This is a genomic window from Streptomyces nanhaiensis, from assembly GCF_046614825.1.
In the GTDB taxonomy this organism is placed as follows: Bacteria; Actinomycetota; Actinomycetes; order Streptomycetales; family Streptomycetaceae; genus Streptomyces; species Streptomyces radiopugnans.
Genome location: NZ_JBKJFM010000016.1, coordinates 1 through 18,141, shown reverse-complemented (window position 1 = coordinate 18,141; position 18,141 = coordinate 1). Strand labels below are relative to the sequence as shown.

General features: G+C 72.6%; 17 protein-coding genes, 1 pseudogene and 1 riboswitch. Of the genes and pseudogenes, 7 read left to right on the top strand and 11 right to left on the bottom strand.

Going from position 1 to position 18,141, the window contains the following annotated elements; genetic code table 11:
- Nucleotides 1–23: 23 nt before the first annotated feature.
- Nucleotides 24–1,028 (bottom strand): carbohydrate ABC transporter permease, encoded by a 1,005-nt coding sequence (locus ACLIYP_RS07060; protein ID WP_412712276.1) that lies wholly within the window; start codon nucleotides 1,026–1,028, stop codon nucleotides 24–26.
- A gap of 121 nt (nucleotides 1,029–1,149) precedes the next feature.
- Entirely contained in the window at nucleotides 1,150–2,448 is a 1,299-nt protein-coding gene (locus ACLIYP_RS07055) for an extracellular solute-binding protein (protein WP_412712275.1), read from the bottom strand.
- 359 nt (nucleotides 2,449–2,807) lie between these two features.
- Here ACLIYP_RS07055 and ACLIYP_RS07050 point away from each other — a divergent pair, with 359 nt between their 5' ends.
- The 4 genes from ACLIYP_RS07050 (at nucleotide 2,808) to ACLIYP_RS07035 (ending at nucleotide 7,821) form a co-directional block, all read left to right on the top strand.
- Complete coding sequence (locus ACLIYP_RS07050; RefSeq protein ID WP_412712304.1) at nucleotides 2,808–3,611, top strand: GntR family transcriptional regulator; 804 nt, start codon at nucleotides 2,808–2,810, stop codon at nucleotides 3,609–3,611.
- 120 nt (nucleotides 3,612–3,731) lie between these two features.
- The gene (locus ACLIYP_RS07045; RefSeq protein WP_412712274.1) at nucleotides 3,732–3,986 is read left to right on the top strand and encodes a DUF3311 domain-containing protein; all 255 of its coding nucleotides are present in this window, start codon (nucleotides 3,732–3,734) and stop codon (nucleotides 3,984–3,986) included.
- 147 nt (nucleotides 3,987–4,133) lie between these two features.
- Nucleotides 4,134–4,278, top strand: a riboswitch (cobalamin riboswitch).
- Between the two features lie 121 nt (nucleotides 4,279–4,399).
- Nucleotides 4,400–6,793, top strand: a complete 2,394-nt coding sequence (locus ACLIYP_RS07040; protein ID WP_412712273.1) for a ribonucleoside-diphosphate reductase subunit alpha — start codon at nucleotides 4,400–4,402, stop codon at nucleotides 6,791–6,793.
- On the top strand, nucleotides 6,784–7,821 hold the full coding sequence (locus ACLIYP_RS07035) for a ribonucleotide-diphosphate reductase subunit beta (protein WP_412712272.1): 1,038 nt from the start codon (nucleotides 6,784–6,786) through the stop codon (nucleotides 7,819–7,821). The genes ACLIYP_RS07040 and ACLIYP_RS07035 overlap by 10 nt, the downstream gene beginning before the upstream one ends.
- Nucleotides 7,822–7,975: 154 nt before the next feature.
- On the opposite strand, the gene ACLIYP_RS07030 is transcribed toward ACLIYP_RS07035, so the two are convergent.
- The 8 genes from ACLIYP_RS07030 to ACLIYP_RS06995 all read right to left on the bottom strand — a co-directional run bounded on the left by ACLIYP_RS07030 (nucleotide 7,976) and on the right by ACLIYP_RS06995 (nucleotide 14,294).
- Nucleotides 7,976–8,512, bottom strand: coding sequence for a hypothetical protein (locus ACLIYP_RS07030; RefSeq protein WP_412712271.1), 537 nt, complete (start codon nucleotides 8,510–8,512; stop codon nucleotides 7,976–7,978).
- 55 nt (nucleotides 8,513–8,567) lie between these two features.
- Nucleotides 8,568–9,287 (bottom strand): D-Ala-D-Ala carboxypeptidase family metallohydrolase, encoded by a 720-nt coding sequence (locus tag ACLIYP_RS07025; protein WP_412712270.1) that lies wholly within the window; start codon nucleotides 9,285–9,287, stop codon nucleotides 8,568–8,570.
- Between the two features lie 147 nt (nucleotides 9,288–9,434).
- Nucleotides 9,435–10,067 carry a peptide deformylase gene (gene def / locus ACLIYP_RS07020; RefSeq protein WP_412712269.1) on the bottom strand — a complete coding sequence of 211 codons (633 nt, stop codon included), beginning with the start codon at nucleotides 10,065–10,067 and terminating at the stop codon, nucleotides 9,435–9,437.
- Between the two features lie 85 nt (nucleotides 10,068–10,152).
- Nucleotides 10,153–11,154, bottom strand: coding sequence for a tetratricopeptide repeat protein (locus tag ACLIYP_RS07015; protein ID WP_412712268.1), 1,002 nt, complete (start codon nucleotides 11,152–11,154; stop codon nucleotides 10,153–10,155).
- 361 nt (nucleotides 11,155–11,515) lie between these two features.
- A complete protein-coding gene (rsrA, locus tag ACLIYP_RS07010; RefSeq protein ID WP_412712267.1) occupies nucleotides 11,516–11,872 on the bottom strand; it encodes a mycothiol system anti-sigma-R factor in 357 nt (118 codons plus the stop codon).
- Nucleotides 11,869–12,546, bottom strand: a complete 678-nt coding sequence (locus ACLIYP_RS07005; protein ID WP_412712266.1) for a sigma-70 family RNA polymerase sigma factor — start codon at nucleotides 12,544–12,546, stop codon at nucleotides 11,869–11,871. Before ACLIYP_RS07005 ends, rsrA begins: the two co-directional genes overlap by 4 nt.
- Nucleotides 12,547–12,814: 268 nt before the next feature.
- A complete protein-coding gene (locus ACLIYP_RS07000) occupies nucleotides 12,815–13,474 on the bottom strand; it encodes an alpha/beta hydrolase family protein (protein ID WP_412712265.1) in 660 nt (219 codons plus the stop codon).
- Between the two features lie 4 nt (nucleotides 13,475–13,478).
- Nucleotides 13,479–14,294, bottom strand: a complete 816-nt coding sequence (locus tag ACLIYP_RS06995; protein ID WP_412712264.1) for an SOS response-associated peptidase — start codon at nucleotides 14,292–14,294, stop codon at nucleotides 13,479–13,481.
- Nucleotides 14,295–14,507: 213 nt separating this feature from the next.
- On the opposite strand from ACLIYP_RS06995, the gene ACLIYP_RS06990 reads away from it, so the two are divergent.
- The 3 genes from ACLIYP_RS06990 (at nucleotide 14,508) to rsgA (ending at nucleotide 17,797) form a co-directional block, all read left to right on the top strand.
- Nucleotides 14,508–15,227: a M50 family metallopeptidase gene (locus ACLIYP_RS06990; RefSeq protein ID WP_412712263.1), complete on the top strand. Its 720-nt coding sequence runs from the start codon at nucleotides 14,508–14,510 to the stop codon at nucleotides 15,225–15,227.
- A gap of 162 nt (nucleotides 15,228–15,389) precedes the next feature.
- Complete coding sequence (gene aroA, locus ACLIYP_RS06985) at nucleotides 15,390–16,748, top strand: 3-phosphoshikimate 1-carboxyvinyltransferase (RefSeq protein WP_412712262.1); 1,359 nt, start codon at nucleotides 15,390–15,392, stop codon at nucleotides 16,746–16,748.
- A 14-nt stretch (nucleotides 16,749–16,762) separates the two neighbouring features.
- Nucleotides 16,763–17,797 carry a ribosome small subunit-dependent GTPase A gene (gene rsgA, locus ACLIYP_RS06980; protein ID WP_412712261.1) on the top strand — a complete coding sequence of 345 codons (1,035 nt, stop codon included), beginning with the start codon at nucleotides 16,763–16,765 and terminating at the stop codon, nucleotides 17,795–17,797.
- 41 nt (nucleotides 17,798–17,838) lie between these two features.
- Here rsgA and ACLIYP_RS06975 read toward each other — a convergent pair.
- Nucleotides 17,839–18,141: pseudogene (locus ACLIYP_RS06975) on the bottom strand (TetR/AcrR family transcriptional regulator); the annotation flags it as partial.

Genomic DNA, 18,141 nt, shown 5'->3' with positions numbered 1-18,141 from the left:
GGTGGCGGGCGGGGTGGAGGTGCTCACTCGACCTCTCCTGTCTTCATCAGCTGACGCAGGTAGTACACGGCCACGCCGGAGAGCAGCAGCACGGTGATGAGCGCGATCGCCGTGCCCTGGCTGAACGAGGCGCTCTCGAACGCCTTGCTGAACGAGTACAGGCCCAGCAGCTCGTACTCGGGCTCCGGCTTGTTGGAGCGCATCAGGAAGATCTGGCCGAAGACGTTGAAGTCCCAGATCACCGAGAGGGTGGTCACCATCTGGAAGACCGGCTTGATCACCGGGAAGACCACGTGGCGGAAGACCCCGAGGGCGTTGGCGCCGTCGAGCCGGGCCGCCTCCTCCAGTTCCGCCGGCACCTGGGTGAGCGCGGCGTACAGGGTGATCACCACGAACGGGATCGCCCCCCACACGACCACCGCGCCGATGACGGTGAAGCCCTGCCAGGGTTCGAGGAACCAGTTGTGGCCCTGGAAGTCCACTCCGGGCAGCCTGCTCAGCAGGTTGTTGACCACGCCGTAGTCGGAGTCCGACAGCCAGCGGAAGATCGAGGTGGCCACCAGCAGCGGCATCGACCAGGCGGCCACCAGGGCCCCGGTCAGCAGCAGCCGCACCCAGGTGGACAGGCGCTGCATCAGCAGGGCCAGCCCCAGTCCCAGCCCCATGGTCGCCGTCACGCAGACCACCATGAACAGCACGGTGCGGACGGTGACCGCCCAGAAGTGGGGGTCGCCCAGGATGTTGGAGAACTGCTCGAAGCCCACCCACGGCGGGGTGGTGCCGCCCCACAGGTGTGCGCGGCGCATGTCCTGGAAGGACATGATCACCGTCTTCACCAGCGGGTAGGCGAAGACGGCGCCGACCGCGACGATCGCCGGGGCGATCAGCAGGTACGGCAGTCTCGCGCTCTTGCCCCGCCCGCTTCGCGGGCGGCCCGGGGAGGGGCGGGACGGCCGGGGCGGCTTCGGCCCGGGACGGTGCGGTACGGCCGCCGGCGGGTCGGCGGCTTTGGTGTCGGCGGCGGTCACGGCGCTGGCCTTCCGTTCGTTCTCTTCACCGAAGGGCGGGGGCGGAGGATGCGAGGGCGTCCTCCGCCCCCCGCGGAATGCGCCGGAAGGCCCCGGGGTCGAGGGGCCTTCCGGCACGTTCTCAGGCCTCGTTGTTGATCAGTTCGTCGATCTTCTTGTCGGCCTTCTCGGTGGCGTCGGCCACCGAGGTGCCCTTGAGGACCTCCAGCAGCATGTTCTCCAGCACGTTCTGGCTCTCGATCGCGGTCCAGCCGGGGGCGATCGGGGTGAACCAGGCGTCCGGGACCGCGTTGGCGATCGGGGCGGTCTCGGGCTTGTCCTTCAGCGGCTCGAGCTGCTCGGTGTTGTTCGGCAGGATGTTCTTGGAGGCCAGGACCTCCATCGACTTCTCGCTGGTGAACATCGATATCCAGTCCTTGGCCAGGTCCTGGACCCCGGACTTCTGGACCACCGCGAGGTCGGAGCCGCCGATGAAGGACGGCAGCGCCTCGCCGTTCGGGCCGGGCATCCCGGCGGTGGCGATCTTGCCCTTCAGCTCCGGGTTGCCGTTCTCGCCCTCGACGACGCTGCCGGCCTCCCACCCGTTGCCGTAGATCAGCGCGGCCTTCTCGTTGGCCATCACATTGGCGTGGTCCTGCTCGTCCTTGGTCCGGTCGCCGTTGTTGTACTCCTTGACCAGGTCGATGAAGTGCTGGATGCCCTTGCGCGCCTCGGGGGTGCTCAGGGTGGCCTTCCACTCGCCCTTGCCCTCGTCGTACTCGGCGATCTGCCCGCCGTACGCGGCGACGTAGGACATGGCGGCGTACCAGTAGCGGCCGGGCAGGTAGAGGGAGGAGAAGGCCTCGTCGTCGCCGTACTCCTTCGCGACCTCGTTCAGCGCCTTCTTCAGCTCGTCCTCGGTCTGCGGCAGTTCCTTGGTGCCCGCGCCCTTGTCGAACATCTCCTGGTTGAAGATCGCGACGCGCGCCCCGGCGTAGTAGGGGACGCAGTAGAGCTTGCCCTCGAAGGAGCAGGTGTCCTTCAGGCCCTGGATCCAGGTGTCGGAGTTGTCGTACTGCTCCGGGTCGATCTCGGCGAGGGCCCCGTTGAGGATGTAGGTCATGGTCTCGGTGTTGCCGAGCTCGACCACGTCGGGGAACTTGTCACCGCCCAGCGCCGCGTCGAGCTTCTTGGCCTTGTCGCCCCACTGCTGGTACTGGACCTTGACCTTGACCTTCGGGTACTTCTTCTTGAACTGGGCGTTGACGTCCTCCACCAGCTCGGGCCAGGTGCTCTGGGCGTCGTTCATCAGCCAGACGGTGAGGGTCTCGTTCCGCTCCTTGGGATCCTTGGAGGACTTGTCCTCTCCGCCCCCGCCGCAGGCGACGAGACCGGTCGTCATCGCCACGGCGCCGATCGCCGCTACGAGCTTGCGCTTCACGTGCTTCTCCTTCGGGATGCCGGAAATCCCCCGCCCACCGCTCGGGATCTCCGCTCCCGCCGGATGGCCGCTTCTGCCGTACCTCGTGTGCGCGGCGGCGCGGGGATGCGCCGGCGTGCGACGAGTACTGCCCGTGGGGCTGGGCCGGCCTTAGTGGTTTAGACCAGTGCCCGCAGCTTGGCCTAGACCTATATCGCTGTCAACGGTGTATAAAGCTCGCGGTCGCATCCGTTACCGGACCGACATCTGAGCCGGGACGCCCCCGGGGACGGCTGCCGTGCCACGATGTGATCCGCTACGTACGGAGGAAGCCGGTGACGGCACTGGAGAAGTCACGACACGACTCGGGAAGGCGCGTGATGGAGAGCGACGGGGCCACGAACACCGCTGCCGGAGCGGGCGCCCGCTCCGCCGGGGGCGGCGCCGCCGGGCGCACCGCGCGCGTGCCCAAGTACTACCGGCTCAAGCGCCATCTGCTGGAGATGACCGAGACGATGCCCCCGGGCACCCCGGTCCCACCGGAGCGCACGCTCGCCGGCGAGTTCGACACCTCCCGCACCACAGTGCGCCAGGCGCTCCAGGAACTGGTCGTCGAGGGGCGGCTGGAGCGCATCCAGGGCAAGGGCACCTTCGTGGCCAAGCCCAAGGTCGCCCAGGCGCTCCAACTCACCTCCTACACCGAGGACATGCGCGCCCAGGGCCTGGAGCCCACCTCCCAGTTGCTGGACATCGGCTACGTCACCGCCGACGACCGGCTCGCCGGGCTGCTGGACATCCCCTCCGGGGACCGCGTCCTGCGGATCGAGCGGCTGCGGCTGGCCAGCGGTGAGCCGATGGCCATCGAGACCACGCACCTGTCGCAGAAGCGCTTCCCGGCCCTGCGCCGCAGCCTGGTGAAGTACTCCTCCCTCTACACGGCCCTGGCCGAGGTGTACGACGTCCACCTCGCCGAGGCGGAGGAGACCATCGAGACCTCCCTGGCCACCCCGCGCGAGGCGGGCCTGCTGGGCACGGACGTCGGCCTGCCGATGCTGATGCTCTCCCGGCACTCCCGCGACACCGAGGGCGAGCCGGTGGAGTGGGTGCGCTCGGTCTACCGCGGCGACCGCTACAAGTTCGTCGCCCGCCTCCAGCGCCCCGGCCGGCACCCGCAGCACCGGTGACACGGGGCGGGCCGTCGGCCCGGATTCCCGACGCGTCCACGGCGATCTCGAGGATGGAGCGCAGCGATGCCCGTACCGCCGGAAGGCCCCGGGTCCCTCCCACACGTCACACCGGCACGCGTGGTGATCGGCCTCTGCCTGCTCGCTCCCTTCGTCGCGATGCTGTGGGTCGGCTCGTACGCCAGGACGGAGCCGACGCTCGCCGGGATGCCGTTCTTCTACTGGTACCAGATGCTCTGGGTGCCCGTCTGCGCCGTGCTGACGTCCGTGGCGTACGTACTGGTGCGGCGTGAGCGGGCGGCACGGCGCGGCGCGGAACGCCGGGAGGGGCGGGGGCGCCCGGGAACGGGGAAGGGCGAAGACCGCCACCGGTGAAAAGCCGTCGCGCCACCGGGTACGGAGTGCGCCGCGCCGGGTCCGCGCCGAGCGCCTCCCCGCCGCGCCCACCCGAGCCCCGCACCCATCACCCGGACACCTCTCAACACAACATGTAGGGGTGCTGGATCGAGGCGGCACAAGATGTATGCTCATCTCGCTGTCGCCGCAGGGGAATCCGGTGTGAGTCCGGAGCTGTCCCGCAACGGTGTGCGACGGGCCGCCCCCATGTCGTCCGCACGGGCCGCGGCCCGCCGCGAGTCCGATCACCTGCCGACGGTGTTCAGTCACGTCCGGGCCTCGTGGGTTGGGCCGGCGGACGCGTGCGGTGCGCCCCCTTCCGGCCGGGTGCGCCCGTGAGCGCCTGTCGTACCTTCCCCCGGGGCCGCCGGCCCACGAGGGAGAGCACCGAAGTGACCATCTCATCAGCGGAGCCCGCCACGGCCCCCGCAGCGGGGGACGACCATCCCGGCACCGCGCTGCTGCGCACCCTGACCGAGCTCGCCGCCGACCTGCCCGCCACCGACCCCGGCCGGGTCGCCGCCGCCGCGCTGCGCGGGCGCCACCCCGGCGCGGACGAGACCCGGTTGCGGTCCCTGGCCACCGAGGCCGCGGCCGGCCTCATCGCCGAGGAGCCCGAGTACTCGCGGCTCGCGGCACGGCTGCTCGCCCAGGCGATCCGTCAGGAGGCCGCCGGGCAGGGCTCGGTGTCCTTCTCCGCGTCGGTGGCGGTCGGCCACCGGCAGGGGCTGATCGCCGACCGCACGGCCGCGTTCGTCGCCGGGCACGCGGGGCGGCTCGACGCGCTGGCCGAGGAGGCCGTCGCCGGCGGCGCCGACGACCGCTTCGGCTACTTCGGGCTGCGCACGCTCCACTCCCGCTACCTGCTGCGCCACCCGGTGACCCGCGATGTGATCGAGACGCCGCAGTACTTCCTGCTGCGCGTGGCCTGCGGACTGGCCGGCGAATCCTCCGGGCGCGCGCTGGAGGAGGTGGCCGAGCTGTACCGGCTCACCAGCACGCTCTCCTACCTCCCCTCCTCCCCCACCCTGTTCAACTCCGGCACCCGGCACCCCCAGATGTCCTCCTGCTACCTGCTGGACTCCCCCCGGGACGAACTGGACTCGCTCTACGAGCGCTACCACCAGGTCGCGCGCCTGTCCAAGCACGCCGGCGGCATCGGGCTGTCGTTCTCGCGGATCCGCTCGCGGGGGTCGCTCATCCGCGGCACCAACGGCCACTCCGGCGGCATCGTGCCGTTCCTGAAGACCCTGGACGCCTCGGTCGCGGCCGTCAACCAGGGCGGCCGGCGCAAGGGCGCGGCCTGCGTCTACCTGGAGACCTGGCACGCCGACATCGAGGAGTTCCTCGAACTGCGCGACAACACCGGCGAGGACGCCCGCCGCACCCACAACCTCAACATCGCCCACTGGATCCCGGACGAGTTCATGCGCCGGGTCGAGGCGGACACCGACTGGTCGCTGTTCTCCCCCTCCGACGTCCCCGAGCTGGTCGACCTGTGGGGCGAGGAGTTCGACGCCGCCTACCGCCGCGCGGAGACGGCCGGGCTGGCGGTGAGGACGCTCCCGGCCCGCACCCTCTACGCCCGGATGATGCGCACCCTCGCCCAGACCGGCAACGGCTGGATGACGTTCAAGGACACCGCCAACCGCACGGCCAACCAGACCGCCGAGCCGGGCAACGTCGTCCACTCCTCCAACCTCTGCACCGAGATCCTGGAGGTCACCGACGACGGCGAGACGGCCGTGTGCAACCTGGGCTCGGTCAACCTCGCGGCCCACCTGCGCGACTTCGCCGACGGGGAACCGCGCCCCGGCGAGGAGCTGGACTGGGAGCGGCTGGACGCCACCGTCCGCACCGCCGTGCTCTTCCTCGACCGCGTGGTGGACGTCAACTACTACCCCACCGGGCAGGCCGCCGCCTCCAACTCCCGCTGGCGCCCGGTGGGTCTGGGGCTGATGGGCCTGCAGGACGTCTTCTTCCGGCTGCGCCTGCCCTTCGACTCCCCCGGGGCCCGGCGGCTGTCCACCCGCATCTCCGAGCGGATCATGCTCGCCGCCTACGAGGCGTCCGCGGACCTCGCCGAGCGCCACGGCCCGCACCCGGCGTGGTCCGCGACCCGCGCCGCCCGCGGGGTGCTCCACCCCGACCACTATCCGGACGCGGAGATCACCTGGCCGCGGCGATGGGCCGCGCTGCGGGAGCGGATCGCCACAACGGGCCTGCGCAACTCCCTGCTGCTGGCCGTCGCCCCGACCGCGACCATCGCCTCGATCGCGGGCGTCCACGAGTGCGTCGAGCCCCAGGTCTCCAACCTCTTCAAGCGCGAGACGCTCAGCGGCGAGTTCCTCCAGGTGAACTCCTGCCTGGTGGCGGACCTCAAGCGGCTGGGCCTGTGGAACGAGCGGACCCGCGAGGCGCTGCGCGAGTCCGGCGGCTCGGTGGCGGAGCTGTCCTGGATCCCCGCGGAGATCCGCGCGCTGTACCGCACGGTCTGGGAGATCCCGCAGCGCGCCCTGATCGACATGGCGGCCGACCGCACCCCCTTCCTGGACCAGGGCCAGTCGCTCAACCTGTTCATGGAGACGCCCACCATCGGCCGGCTCAGCTCGATGTACGCCTACGCCTGGAAGCGCGGCCTGAAGACCACCTACTACCTGCGCTCGCGCCCCGCCACCCGCATCGCGCGGGCGGCCTGGGCCGCCGCACCCGCGCAGGCGGCCCCGGACCCCGAAGCGGCCGCCTGCTCCCTGGAGAACCCCGAGTCCTGCGAGGCATGCCAGTGACCGCCACCGCTCCCGAGACCCCCGCTTCCCGGAACCTGCTGGACCCGGGCTTCGAGCTCACCCTGCGCCCGATGCGCTACCCGGCCTTCTACGAGCGCTACCGCGACGCGATCAGGAACACCTGGACCGTGGAGGAGGTGGACCTCCACTCCGACGTGGCCGACCTCGCGAAGCTCTCCCCGGGCGAGCGGCACCTGATCGGGCGGCTGGTCGCGTTCTTCGCCACCGGCGACTCCATCGTGGCCAACAACCTGGTGCTGACCCTCTACAGGCACATCAACTCCCCCGAGGCCCGGCTCTACCTCAGCCGGCAGCTCTTCGAGGAGGCCGTGCACGTCCAGTTCTACCTGACCCTGCTGGACACCTACCTCCCCGATCCCGACGACCGCGCCGCCGCCTTCGCAGCCGTGGAGAACATCGACTCCATCCGCGAGAAGGCGCGGTTCTGCTTCAGGTGGATCGACGAGGTCGAGAGGATCGACCGGCTGGAGAGCCGGGCCGACCGCCGCCGGTTCCTGCTGAACCTGATCTGCTTCGCGGCGTGCATCGAGGGCCTGTTCTTCTACGGCGCCTTCGCCTACGTCTACTGGTTCCGCTCCCGCGGCCTGCTGCACGGCCTGGCCACCGGCACCAACTGGGTCTTCCGCGACGAGTCGATGCACATGTCGTTCGCCTTCGACGTGGTCGACACCGTACGCCGGGAGGAGCCGGAGCTTTTCGACGACGAGCTGCGGCGGCAGGTCGGGGAGATGCTGGAGGAGGCCGTCGAGGCCGAGCTGCAGTTCGCCCGCGACCTGTGCGGCGAGGGCCTGCCGGGGATGAACACCGAGTCGATGCGCGAGTACCTGCGGTGCGTGGCGGACCAGCGGCTGGTCCGGCTGGGCTTCCCCGCCCGCTACGGCGCCGGCAACCCGTTCCCGTTCATGGAGCTGCAGGACGTCCAGGAGCTGACCAACTTCTTCGAGCGCCGTGCCTCGGCCTACCAGGTCGCGGTGGAGGGCTCGGTCTCCTTCGACGACGACTTCTGACGGCGACTTCTGACGGCACTTCCGGGGGCGGCTTCCGGCGGCGGCTTCCGGCGGCGGCTTCCGGCGGCGGCTTCCGAGTCCTCCACCCCGCGGACGCGCGTGTTCCCGGGCCCGCGCGGGCCCGGGAACACGCGGGGGAGGGAGCGGTGGCCCGTCAGCAGCCGCCGCAGTTGTAGTACGTCACGTCCCAGTGGTTGCTCTCGCGGTAGTAGACGTTCCCCGAGCCCGACTGGTACTTGCTGCCGCCGATGTAGGTGAAGCGGCTGGTGATGTAGTTGTTCAGACAGGTGGAGAGGCTGTAGTCCAGCTTGTAGCCGTTCCAGTGGCTGTACGTCCCGCTCGCGTGGCCGGTCTCCGTGCCGCCCGTGACGTTGAGGGCGCAGCCGCTGGCGCTCTTGAGCGTCTCCGCCCCCTGCACCGTGGCCAGGTTGATCTGCTCGAACGAGGTGCAGGTGGAGTTGTAGCGGTCCGAGCAGCCGCCGCTGGAGGACCAGGTGATGCCCGCCGCGCGGAAGCGGCTGGTCGCCTGGGAGTGCGTCAGCTTGGTGACCAGGGCCGCCGCTGGGGCCTGGGCGGACACCCCGCCCGGGGCCGCCGCGGCCGGGGCCGCCTGGGCGGCGCCCGGCAGGGCCAGGAGCGCCAGCGACAGCACCGGGACGCCGATCGCCGCACGCCACAGTGACTTCTTCATGGGGGGACCTTTCCGTGGGGGGTGGGGACCGAGTCGTGCCGTGGGGGGCGCGGGCTCAGACGCCGCAGCTGGGCGCCGACCAGAAGCGGCTGGAGCGGTGGTCGACGTGGACGTGGTCGTTGTGGCCGGAGTAGCCCGGGCCGAGGATGCCGTTGAAGCCGTGGTAGCGGGCCTGCTGCGCCATCCTGCACAGACTGTGCGAGCCGGCCCCGAGGTCGACGGCGTCACCGTAGAGGTGGCGGCTGTTGGAGGCGCCGCCCACCGCGCTGTTGCAGGCGTAGGAGCGGAAGCCGCTGGTCACCCGGATCGGCGCGTCACCCAGGGCGTGGCGCATGGCCTCCAGCTTCCACATGGAGATCAGGGCGTTGCGCTTGGCCGTCGCCGCGCTCACCGCGCCGCCGCTCCAGGTGGAGTTGCACTGGTTCAGCTCGGCGTAGGAGAAGTGGATCGGGGTGCAGTCCGCGTCCTGGAGGGCGTAGATCTTGCTGTAGGTCTGCGAGCCGGCAACGCCGTCGGCCGTCAGCCCGTACGCGGCCTGGAAGCGCTTGACGGCGGCGGCGGTGGCAGGTCCGTAGGAGCCGTCGAGGGCGAGCACGGCACCGTAGCCGGGGTAGCCGGAGACGCGGATCTGAAGCTCGGTGACGTCCGAGCCGGTCGCTCCCTGGGAAAGGGTGCGGGTCCAGGTGTAGCAGGTATCGGCCTGGGCCGTACTCGTATTGGCGGCGACGCCGACCAGGGTAGCTGCCGCGGCCATGACAACACTTCGCCTGCGCATGATGCCTCCGTGTCGGGGCGGTGGGGACTCCGAGACTGGCGGAGGGGGTCTACCCGCGTCAACACGCTGTCGGAAATTCCAATGGGCGGGCCTCTGAAGGCCCGCCCACCGTCACACGCCGTTCACCCCGTCCGCGGCGCACACCGCTCAGTCGTTGGGCACCGTCTCGTAGCGCGGGGTGTTCTCGGCCATCTGCCGCAGGACGTCCTTGCGCTCGCGCTTGGAGAGGCGGTCGATGTAGAGGCGGCCGTAGAGGTGGTCCGTCTCGTGCTGGAGGCAGCGCGCGAAGTACCCGGTGCCGCGCACCGTGATCGGCCTGCCCTCGGCGTCCTGCCCGCGCACGACGGCGTAGTCGGGGCGCGCGAGCGAGGCGTACGCGCCCGGCACCGACAGACAGCCCTCATTGGAGTCGTCCAGCACCCGCCGCTCGGCGGGCAGTTCCTCCAGCACGGGGTTGCAGACGACGCCGACGTGCCGCACGCCCTCGTCGTCCGGGCAGTCGTAGACGAAGACCTTCAGGTCGACACCGATCTGGTTGGCGGCCAGGCCGACGCCCTCGGCCGCGCGCTGACTGGCGAACATGTCGTCGACCAGCTTGGCCAGTTCGCCGTCGAACTCGGTGACGTCCCTGCACTCCCTGTGCAGCACCGGGTTGCCGACGACGGTGATCGGACGGGCGGTGCCGCGCTCGCGGTGGGCCCGCTCGCGCTCCTCGCAGTCCTCCGTGTCGACGACGAACCCCTCGTCGTCCACCCGCTGCCCGGTCTCGTGCTCCGCCATCTTCGCCGTACGCCTTCCTCGGTGCTCCACCACAACCCGTACAGAGTACGGGCAGACCCCCGGCTCCGTGTGCGGCCGGCCGGTCTCAGCAGACCTCTTCCAGGTCCCGCCACTCGCGGGTGTCGGGGCTGTCGGCGACCCAGCCGTCCAGCAGCCCCCGCACCAGGGAGGCCGGGGCCGCCAGACCGCACTCGCGCTCGGGCACCCACAGTTCCCCCGACGTCATGTGCCCCAGCGGCCCCGGGTGTCCGGGCACGCTGTGGTCGTGCGGATCGTGCCGGGGTGCGCCCTCGCCCTCGTCGCTGGGCATCCGGCTCTCCGAGCAGGAACGGCACAGCAGCCGCACCGACGAGGACCAGTCCTCGGCCGCGAAGCCCGCGTCCGCAGCCAGCGTCTCCAGCGCGTCCCGGTCCGCCTCGGTCGCCGCCTCCAGCAGCACCACCCAGGTGGGCACCGGCGAGGGCGCCCAGAGTTCTATCTCGTCGAAGACCGGATAGGCGTGGCCCGCGGCCGTGGTCCGCTCACCGTGCGGGACCCCGTCGTGCAGCACCACCTCGCCCCAGCGGCGCCCGGAGGACGGCAGCGGGATGTTCTGCACCTCGATGCGGGCCGGGTCCAGCCGCCGTCCCCACACCACCTCGGCCTCGCCCTCCGGCGACAGGCGCACCGCGGCGCTGCCCAGCTCCATGCCGGCCGGCGGGCCGGTGTGGAGCTGGGCGCCGCCGGCGGCCGGTGTCTCCGGCACCCGCAGGCCGTACGCCTGCCAGGCGCGCCGGGCCAGGGCCCAGTCCTGCAGCGCGGTGGCCGCGATGCCCACGTTCCACCAGTCGGGCGCTCCGGCCGACCGGTCCAGGAGCGCGACCGCGCGCAGTCCGGCGGCGCGCGCCTGCTCCCAGTCGTGCCGGAACTTGTGCAGCAGCGCGAGATTGAACCAGGACTCCGACAGCCACGGCTCCAGATCGGCGGCACGGGTCAGCAGCGTGCCGGCGTCCTCGTAGCGTCCGTCACCGATGAGCGTGAACGCGCGGTCGGTGACCACCCGCCAGTCGGCGGAGGGCCGGTGCCTTGCCTTGCCGAAGATCCTCACGATGTTCCCGCCTGACTCCCGCCTGCTGCTCCCGACCGTCCTCGCGGCCGTCTTCCCGCGGTCCCCGCCGCGGTGTCCGTGCCGCGGTCTTCTCCCAGCCGCGGTTCCCGGTTCGCATCCAACCATGCCCACCCGGGTGCGCGCTCATTACCCGTCGGTCGTAGGGGCGGTGAGCGGCAGGCGGCGGGCGGGCACGCCCGGCGCGGCGGCGCGCGGGGGCCTTCGGCCACCCGTGTCACGGCAGGCGGAAGCCGGGCGGATTGGCACGTTCGGGTGATGTGGTGGAGGCGCGGGGCGATGAGGCCGGGGTCGGGGCCGGTGCGGGGTGCGGAAAGCGGTGCGGGCCGCGCACCGGCGGCCCTCAGACCTGTTCCCCGCTCCCCTCGCCGCCCGGGCTCGCCAGTGGAGCGGTGCGGGGACGGCCCGCCGCGGGCTCCACCACGGGCTGCTCCGGCACGGCCTGCCCGGCGCGGATCACCTCGATGCGGCCCATCACCTTGGACCGCAGGTCGCCGGGCACCTCGTCATGGCCGCAGCACCGCTTGACCAGCTTCTTCACGGCCTGCTCCAGACCGTACTTCTCCAGGCACGGCGAGCACTCCTCGAAGTGCTCCCTGAACTTCGTCAGGTCGCCGTCGGGCATCTCGCGGTCCAGGTACTCGTACAGGTGGTCCAGGACCTCAGCGCAGTCCGTCTCGTGCGGCTCTCCGCAACTCATGAGCCCGAGCCTTTCCGGTCGTGCGACTCCTCGGGCGCGGCGGCGCCGTTCGCGCCCGCCGGGACCAGCCCGCGCTCGCGTGCGTAGTCCTCCAGCATGCCGCGCAACTGCCGGCGACCACGGTGCAGACGGGACATCACCGTGCCGATGGGCGTCCCCATGATGTCCGCGATCTCCTTGTACGCAAACCCCTCGACGTCCGCGAGGTAGACCGCGATCCGGAACTCCTCGGGGATGGCCTGGAGCGCCTCCTTCACGTCCGAGTCGGGCAGCCGGTCCAGCGCCTGCGACTCGGCCGAGCGCAACCCGGTCGACATGTGCGACTCGGCGCGCGCCAGCTGCCAGTCCTCGATCTCCTCGGCCGCGCTGCGCTGCGGTTCGCGCTGCTTCTTGCGGTACGAGTTGATGAAGGTGTTGGTGAGGATGCGGTACAGCCACGCCTTGAGGTTGGTGCCCTCGCGGAACTGGTGGAAGGACGCGTACGCCTTGGCGTACGTCTCCTGCACCAGGTCCTCCGCGTCCGCGGGGTTGCGCGTCATGCGCAGCGCGGCGGAGTACATCTGGTCCAGGAAGGCGAGGGCGTCCCGTTCGAAGCGCGCGTTCCGTTCGGCGTCCGTCTCCGTCTCCACGGGCTCCCTGGGCGCAGCGTCGTCGGTCGCGGCGACCGGACCCACCTCCTCCGATGCGGCTTCGAGTCCGTTGCCGGACCCATTCGAACCGGAGAATAGACGACGGTCCGTCCTCTCCGCCGTCCGGAAGGGGGCCTCCCCGACGGGTCCGGCGAGCCTCAGTGTCGCCCAGTCCACCTGGGCGGCTGTGGCACGGGTACCCACAGGGCGGGACGGGCATGCGATCGAACCCATGTCGGGTGGACTCCCTCTCCTCGCGCGTGCGTGCGGTCCGTACGTTTCCTGCACCGGCACAACACACCCGCGCGGGGCATCATTCCCGCGCCAGCCACCGGCGCACCGCGCCGGTGATCACACCGAGCGCCTCCTCCTGGCCGAGCGCCGCCCCCTTCGGCACGGCGAAGCCGTGGTCGCCGCCGGGCACCTCGACGACCTCCGTGCCCCCGGGGAACTCGGCGGGCCGCCCGAAGGGGTCGCGTCCGCCCTGGACGACCAGGGTCGGCACCCCCGCTCCCAGCAGTTCACCGGCCCGGGACCGCTCCGGCTTCCCCGGAGGATGCAGCGGGAAGGCCAGCGCGAGCACGGCGCGCGCCCCGAGCTCGGCGGCGGTCCGGCAGGCCACGCGCGCCCCGGCGCTGCGCCCTCCGGAGACGACCGGCAGCCCTTCCCTCTCCAGCGCGGGCCACACCGCCCGCCACCCCTCGTCCAGCTTCCCGGGCGCGGGCGCCAGTTTCCTGCCCGCCACCCGCCAGGGCTGCTCGACCAGGGCGACCGAGACGCCGTGCGCGGGCAGCGCGTCCGCCAGGGCCCGCAGGTCCCGCGCCTCGACGCCGCCCCCGGCGCCGTGGCCGAGCGCGAGGAGCAGGCGCGGCCGGGCGGCACGCCGCCAGGTGATCCGGGCCGGGCCGGCCGGTGTGGCCACCTCATCCGCGGTGCCGTTCCCGCCGGTGCTGTCGCTGCTGTCGTCGCTCACCGGCTCAGAACAGCGTCCCGGCCTCGGGGGCGTCAAGCTCCTCAACCAGCTCGGGCCCGTTGTTGCGCACGTTGCTGACCTCGCTGCGCACCGGATAGGCGCGCATGGTCCCGGGTGGCGGCGGGACCAGCAGTCCGCGCACCTCCTCCGCGTCGGTGCGGGCCGGGTCCAGCCAGGCGTCCCACCGGTCGGGGGTGAGCACCAGCGGCATCCTGGGGTGGATGTCGGCGAGGGAGCGCGGCCCCTCCTGTCCGGCGCCCGCGAACGGCTCGCCCTGCGCCTCCGTGGTGATCACCGCGCAGGTGGCCCACCAGGCCTGGGGGTGGTCCTCGGGCAGCGTCCTGTCCCGCCAGAACTCGTAGAGCCCGGCCATCGCCATCACCGAGCCGTCGGCGGGGGTCACGAAGTACGGCTGCTTGCGCGGCCGCTTCCGCCTGCCCTTCTCCTCCTCCTGCCGCTCGGCCGCCCCGGTGACCCACTCGTAGTACCCGTCGGCGGGCAGCAGGCAGCGCCGGGCGGCGAAGGGACGGCGGTAGGAGGGCTTCTCGTGCACGGTCTCGGCCCGCGCGTTGATCATCTTCACACCCACGTCCGGGGACTTCGCCCAGGAGGGCACCAGCCCCCAGCGCAGCGTCCTGAGCTGGCGCACGGGGCGCGGGTCGCCGCTGTCCTTCAGCGGCCGGTCCAGCACCGCGTACACCTGCTTGGTGGGGGCCACGTTCCAGTCGGGCGCCAGCTCCTCGGCCGGGTCCCGCTTCTCCACTCCGAAGAGCCCGGCCAGTTCACCGGCCGATCGGCTCGCCGCATACCGTCCGCACATGTCCGCCACCCTGCCACGCCCGTGCGGCCGGCGGCACCGTGACCGGCCGTACGGGCGCCCCGGAAGGGCCGTGGCAGACTGCGGAGCACCGCACTCGCGGCCGGGGGAGCGCGGCACGCGGGGCGGCGGAACGGGCCGGAACGGGCCGGAACGGGCCGGAACGGACGCAGCGGGCACGACGGACCGCGGGGGAAGAGGAGGGGGCGGCCGAACATGAACACGGAAGCGGGCGGCATCGCCGAGGTCTGGGACCGCGTCGTGGGGACGCAGCCCGACCCGTCCTTCGCGGTCGTGGCGGTCACCGGGCTGGTGGCCCTGGCAGTCGTCGCCGCGCGAGGGCCGTGGCGGGTGGCGCGGAACGCGGTGACCATCGCCCACGAGGGCGGGCACGGGATCGTGGCGCTGCTGACCGGGCGGCGGCTGGAGGGCATACGCCTGCACTCGGACACCTCCGGGCTGACCGTCTCCCGCGGCAGGCCGAGCGGGATCGGGATGGTGCTGACGGCCGCCGCCGGGTACACCGCGCCTTCGCTGCTCGGCCTGGCGGGGGCGTGGCTGCTGGCCGCCGGACACGTCACCGCACTGCTGTGGGGGGCCACGGCGCTGCTGCTGGCGATGCTGGTGATGGTGCGCAACGCCTACGGGATGCTCACCGTCGTCCTCACCGGCGGGGCGTTCTTCCTGGTGTCGTGGTTCGCCGGGACCGAGGTGCAGGCGGCGTTCGCCTACGGGGTGGTGTGGTTCCTGCTGCTGGGCGGTGTGCGGCCCGTCTTCGAACTCCAGGCCAAGCGCCGCCGGGGCGAGGCCCCGGACTCCGACGCAGACCAGCTCGCGCGGCTGACGAACGCGCCCGCGCCGCTGTGGCTCCTGCTCTTCCACGCCGTCGCGCTGTGCTCGCTGACCGGCGGCGGACGGTGGCTGCTGGGGCTGTGACGCCCCCGCTCCGGGCGCCCTCACCGGCGCCTCCCGCCCGGCCCGGCCCGACCGGACTCCGTCCGGCCCCGGCCGGTGGCGCGGCGCGCGGCCGCCGTCCGGGCGCCCTTCCCGGTGTCCGGTCAGGATTCCCGCCCCGCCGGAACCACTAAAGTTGGCCCCATGACCGACCACACCACTGTCTGGCCTGCGCCGCTCGCGTCCGGCGCCGTCGACGCGACCGTCACCGTGCCCGGATCGAAGTCGGTCACCAACCGCGGTCTGGTGCTCGCCGCACTCGCCTCCGAGCCCGGCTGGCTGCGCCGCCCGCTGCGTTCGCGCGACACCCTGCTGATGGCCGAGGGGCTGCGCGCCATGGGGGTGGGCATCGAGGAGACGGTGTCCTCCAGCTCCGCTCCCGTCGCGGGCGGCCGCGCCGCCCCGGAGGCCGGCGGCGAGGCCTGGCGAGTCATCCCCGCGGGGCTGCACGGTCCCGCGAGCGTGGACGTCGGCAACGCCGGCACCGTGATGCGCTTCCTGCCGCCGGTGGCCGCCCTGGCCGACGGCCCGGTCCACTTCGACGGCGACAAGCGCTCCCACGAGCGCCCCCTCCACGGTGTGATCGACGCGCTGCGCGCGCTGGGCGCCCGCGTCGACGACGGCGGGCGCGGCGCGCTGCCGCTGACCGTGCACGGCGGCGGCTCCCTGACCGGCGGCGCGGTGGAGATCGACGCCTCCTCGTCCTCCCAGTTCGTCAGCGCCCTGCTGCTCTCCGGCGCCCGCTTCAACCAGGGCGTGGAGGTCCGCCACACCGGCGGCCCGCTGCCGTCCATGCCGCACATCCGGATGACGGTCGAGATGCTGCGCGCCGCGGGCGCCCAGGTGGACACCCCCGAGTCCGGGGGCGAGCCGAACGTATGGCGGGTCACGGCCGGCGCACTGCTCGGCCGCGATCTGGTCGTCGAGCCCGACCTGTCCAACGCCCAGCCCTTCCTCGCCGCCGCGCTGGTCACCGGCGGCCGGGTGACCATCCCGGACTGGCCGGCGCACACCACCCAGCCCGGTGACGCGCTGCGCGAGATCTTCACCGGGATGGGCGGGCGCTGCGAGCTGGACGAGCACGGTCTGACCCTCACCGGCACCGGCCGGATCCACGGCATCGACGTGGACCTGAGCGAGGTGGGCGAGCTGACCCCCGGCATCGCGGCGGTCGCGGCACTGGCCGACTCCGAGTCGCGACTGCGCGGCGTGGCGCACCTGCGGCTGCACGAGACCGACCGGCTGGCCGCGCTCACCAAGGAGATCAACGGGCTCGGCGGCGACGTCACCGAGACCGCGGACGGGCTGGTCATCCGTCCTCGCCCGCTGCGCGGCGGGGTCTTCCACACCTACGAGGACCACCGGCTGGCCACGGCGGGCGCGGTGCTCGGCCTGGTCGTCGAGGGCGTGGAGGTGGAGAACGTCGCGACGACCGCCAAGACCCTGCCCGACTTCCCCGAGCTGTGGAACGCCATGCTCGAAGGGGACGGGGCCAGAGGATAAGAGGCGGATCCGCCATGCGCCGCTACGGCAAGCACACCGACGAGGACGACATCCGGATCCGCCCGGGCCGCCGGGGCAGCCGCCCGCGCACCAGCATCCGGCCCAAGCACGAGGACGCCGCCTCCGGCTTCGTCCTGACCGTCGACCGGGGCCGGATCACCTGCCTGGTGGACGGCCGCACGGTCACCGCCATGAAGGCCCGCGAGCTGGGCCGCAAGGGCGTCGTGGTCGGCGACCGGGTGGCGGTCGTCGGCGATCTGTCGGGCGCCAGGGACACCCTGGCGCGGATCGTGCGGGTCGAGGAGCGCTCCTCGGTGCTGAGGCGCACCGCCGACGACAACGACCCCTACGAGCGGGTGGTCGTCGCCAACGCCGACCAGCTCGCCATCGTCACCGCCCTGGCCGACCCCGAGCCCCGCCCCCGGCTGATCGACCGCTGCCTGGTGGCCGCCTACGACGCGGGCCTGGAGCCGCTGCTGGTCCTCACCAAGTCGGACCTGGCGCCGCCCGACACGCTGCTGGAGACGTACGCCCCGCTGGGGGTCCGGCATGTGGTGACCGACCGCGACGAGCTGGCCGACGGCGCCGCCGCCGACCGGGTGCGCGAGTTCCTGTGGGGCCGGACCACCGCCTTCGTGGGCCACTCCGGGGTCGGCAAGACCACCCTGGTCAACGCGCTCGTCCCGCCCGACCGCCGGCGGGCGACGGGCCGGGTCAACGCGGTCACCGGGCGCGGCCGCCACACCACGACCTCGGCGCTGGCGCTGCCGCTGCCCGGCGAGGTCTCCTTCCCGCCGCCGGCGGAGGGCGGCTGGGTGATCGACACCCCGGGCGTGCGGTCCTTCGGCCTGAACCACATCGACCCGTCCCGGGTGATCCTCGCCTTCCCGGACCTGGTACCGGGCACGGACGGCTGTCCGCGCGCCTGCGGCCACGACGAACCGGACTGCGCGCTGGACTCCTGGGTCGCCGACGGCCACGCGGATCCGGCACGGCTGTTCTCCCTGCGCCGCCTGCTGGCCACGCGGGAGCGCCGGGAGGGCGACTGACCCCGGCACGCCGCGCCCGGCCCGGCCGTCCGGCCGCGGGCTCAGCCCAGCAGTGCCCGCAGCACCTGGGTGACATGGGCGCACGCGGCCTCCTCCGTCGACTCGGGCGGGCCGTCGCAGGGCGCGACGACGTAGGACAGCGCCAGCCGCAGGCCCACCTCGCAGGCGTGGCGCAGCGCGGCGGGGCCGACCGTGCCGTGGCCGGCGGCCGCCCCGGCGGACACCAGCGCGGCGGCGGTACGGTCGCGCAGTCTCGCCCCCGCCCGGTCCGCCTCCGGTCCGGGCGGGGGCAGCCGGGACTCCCAGCAGCCGGTGAGCGCGGCGCGCACCAGCGGGTCGCGGTG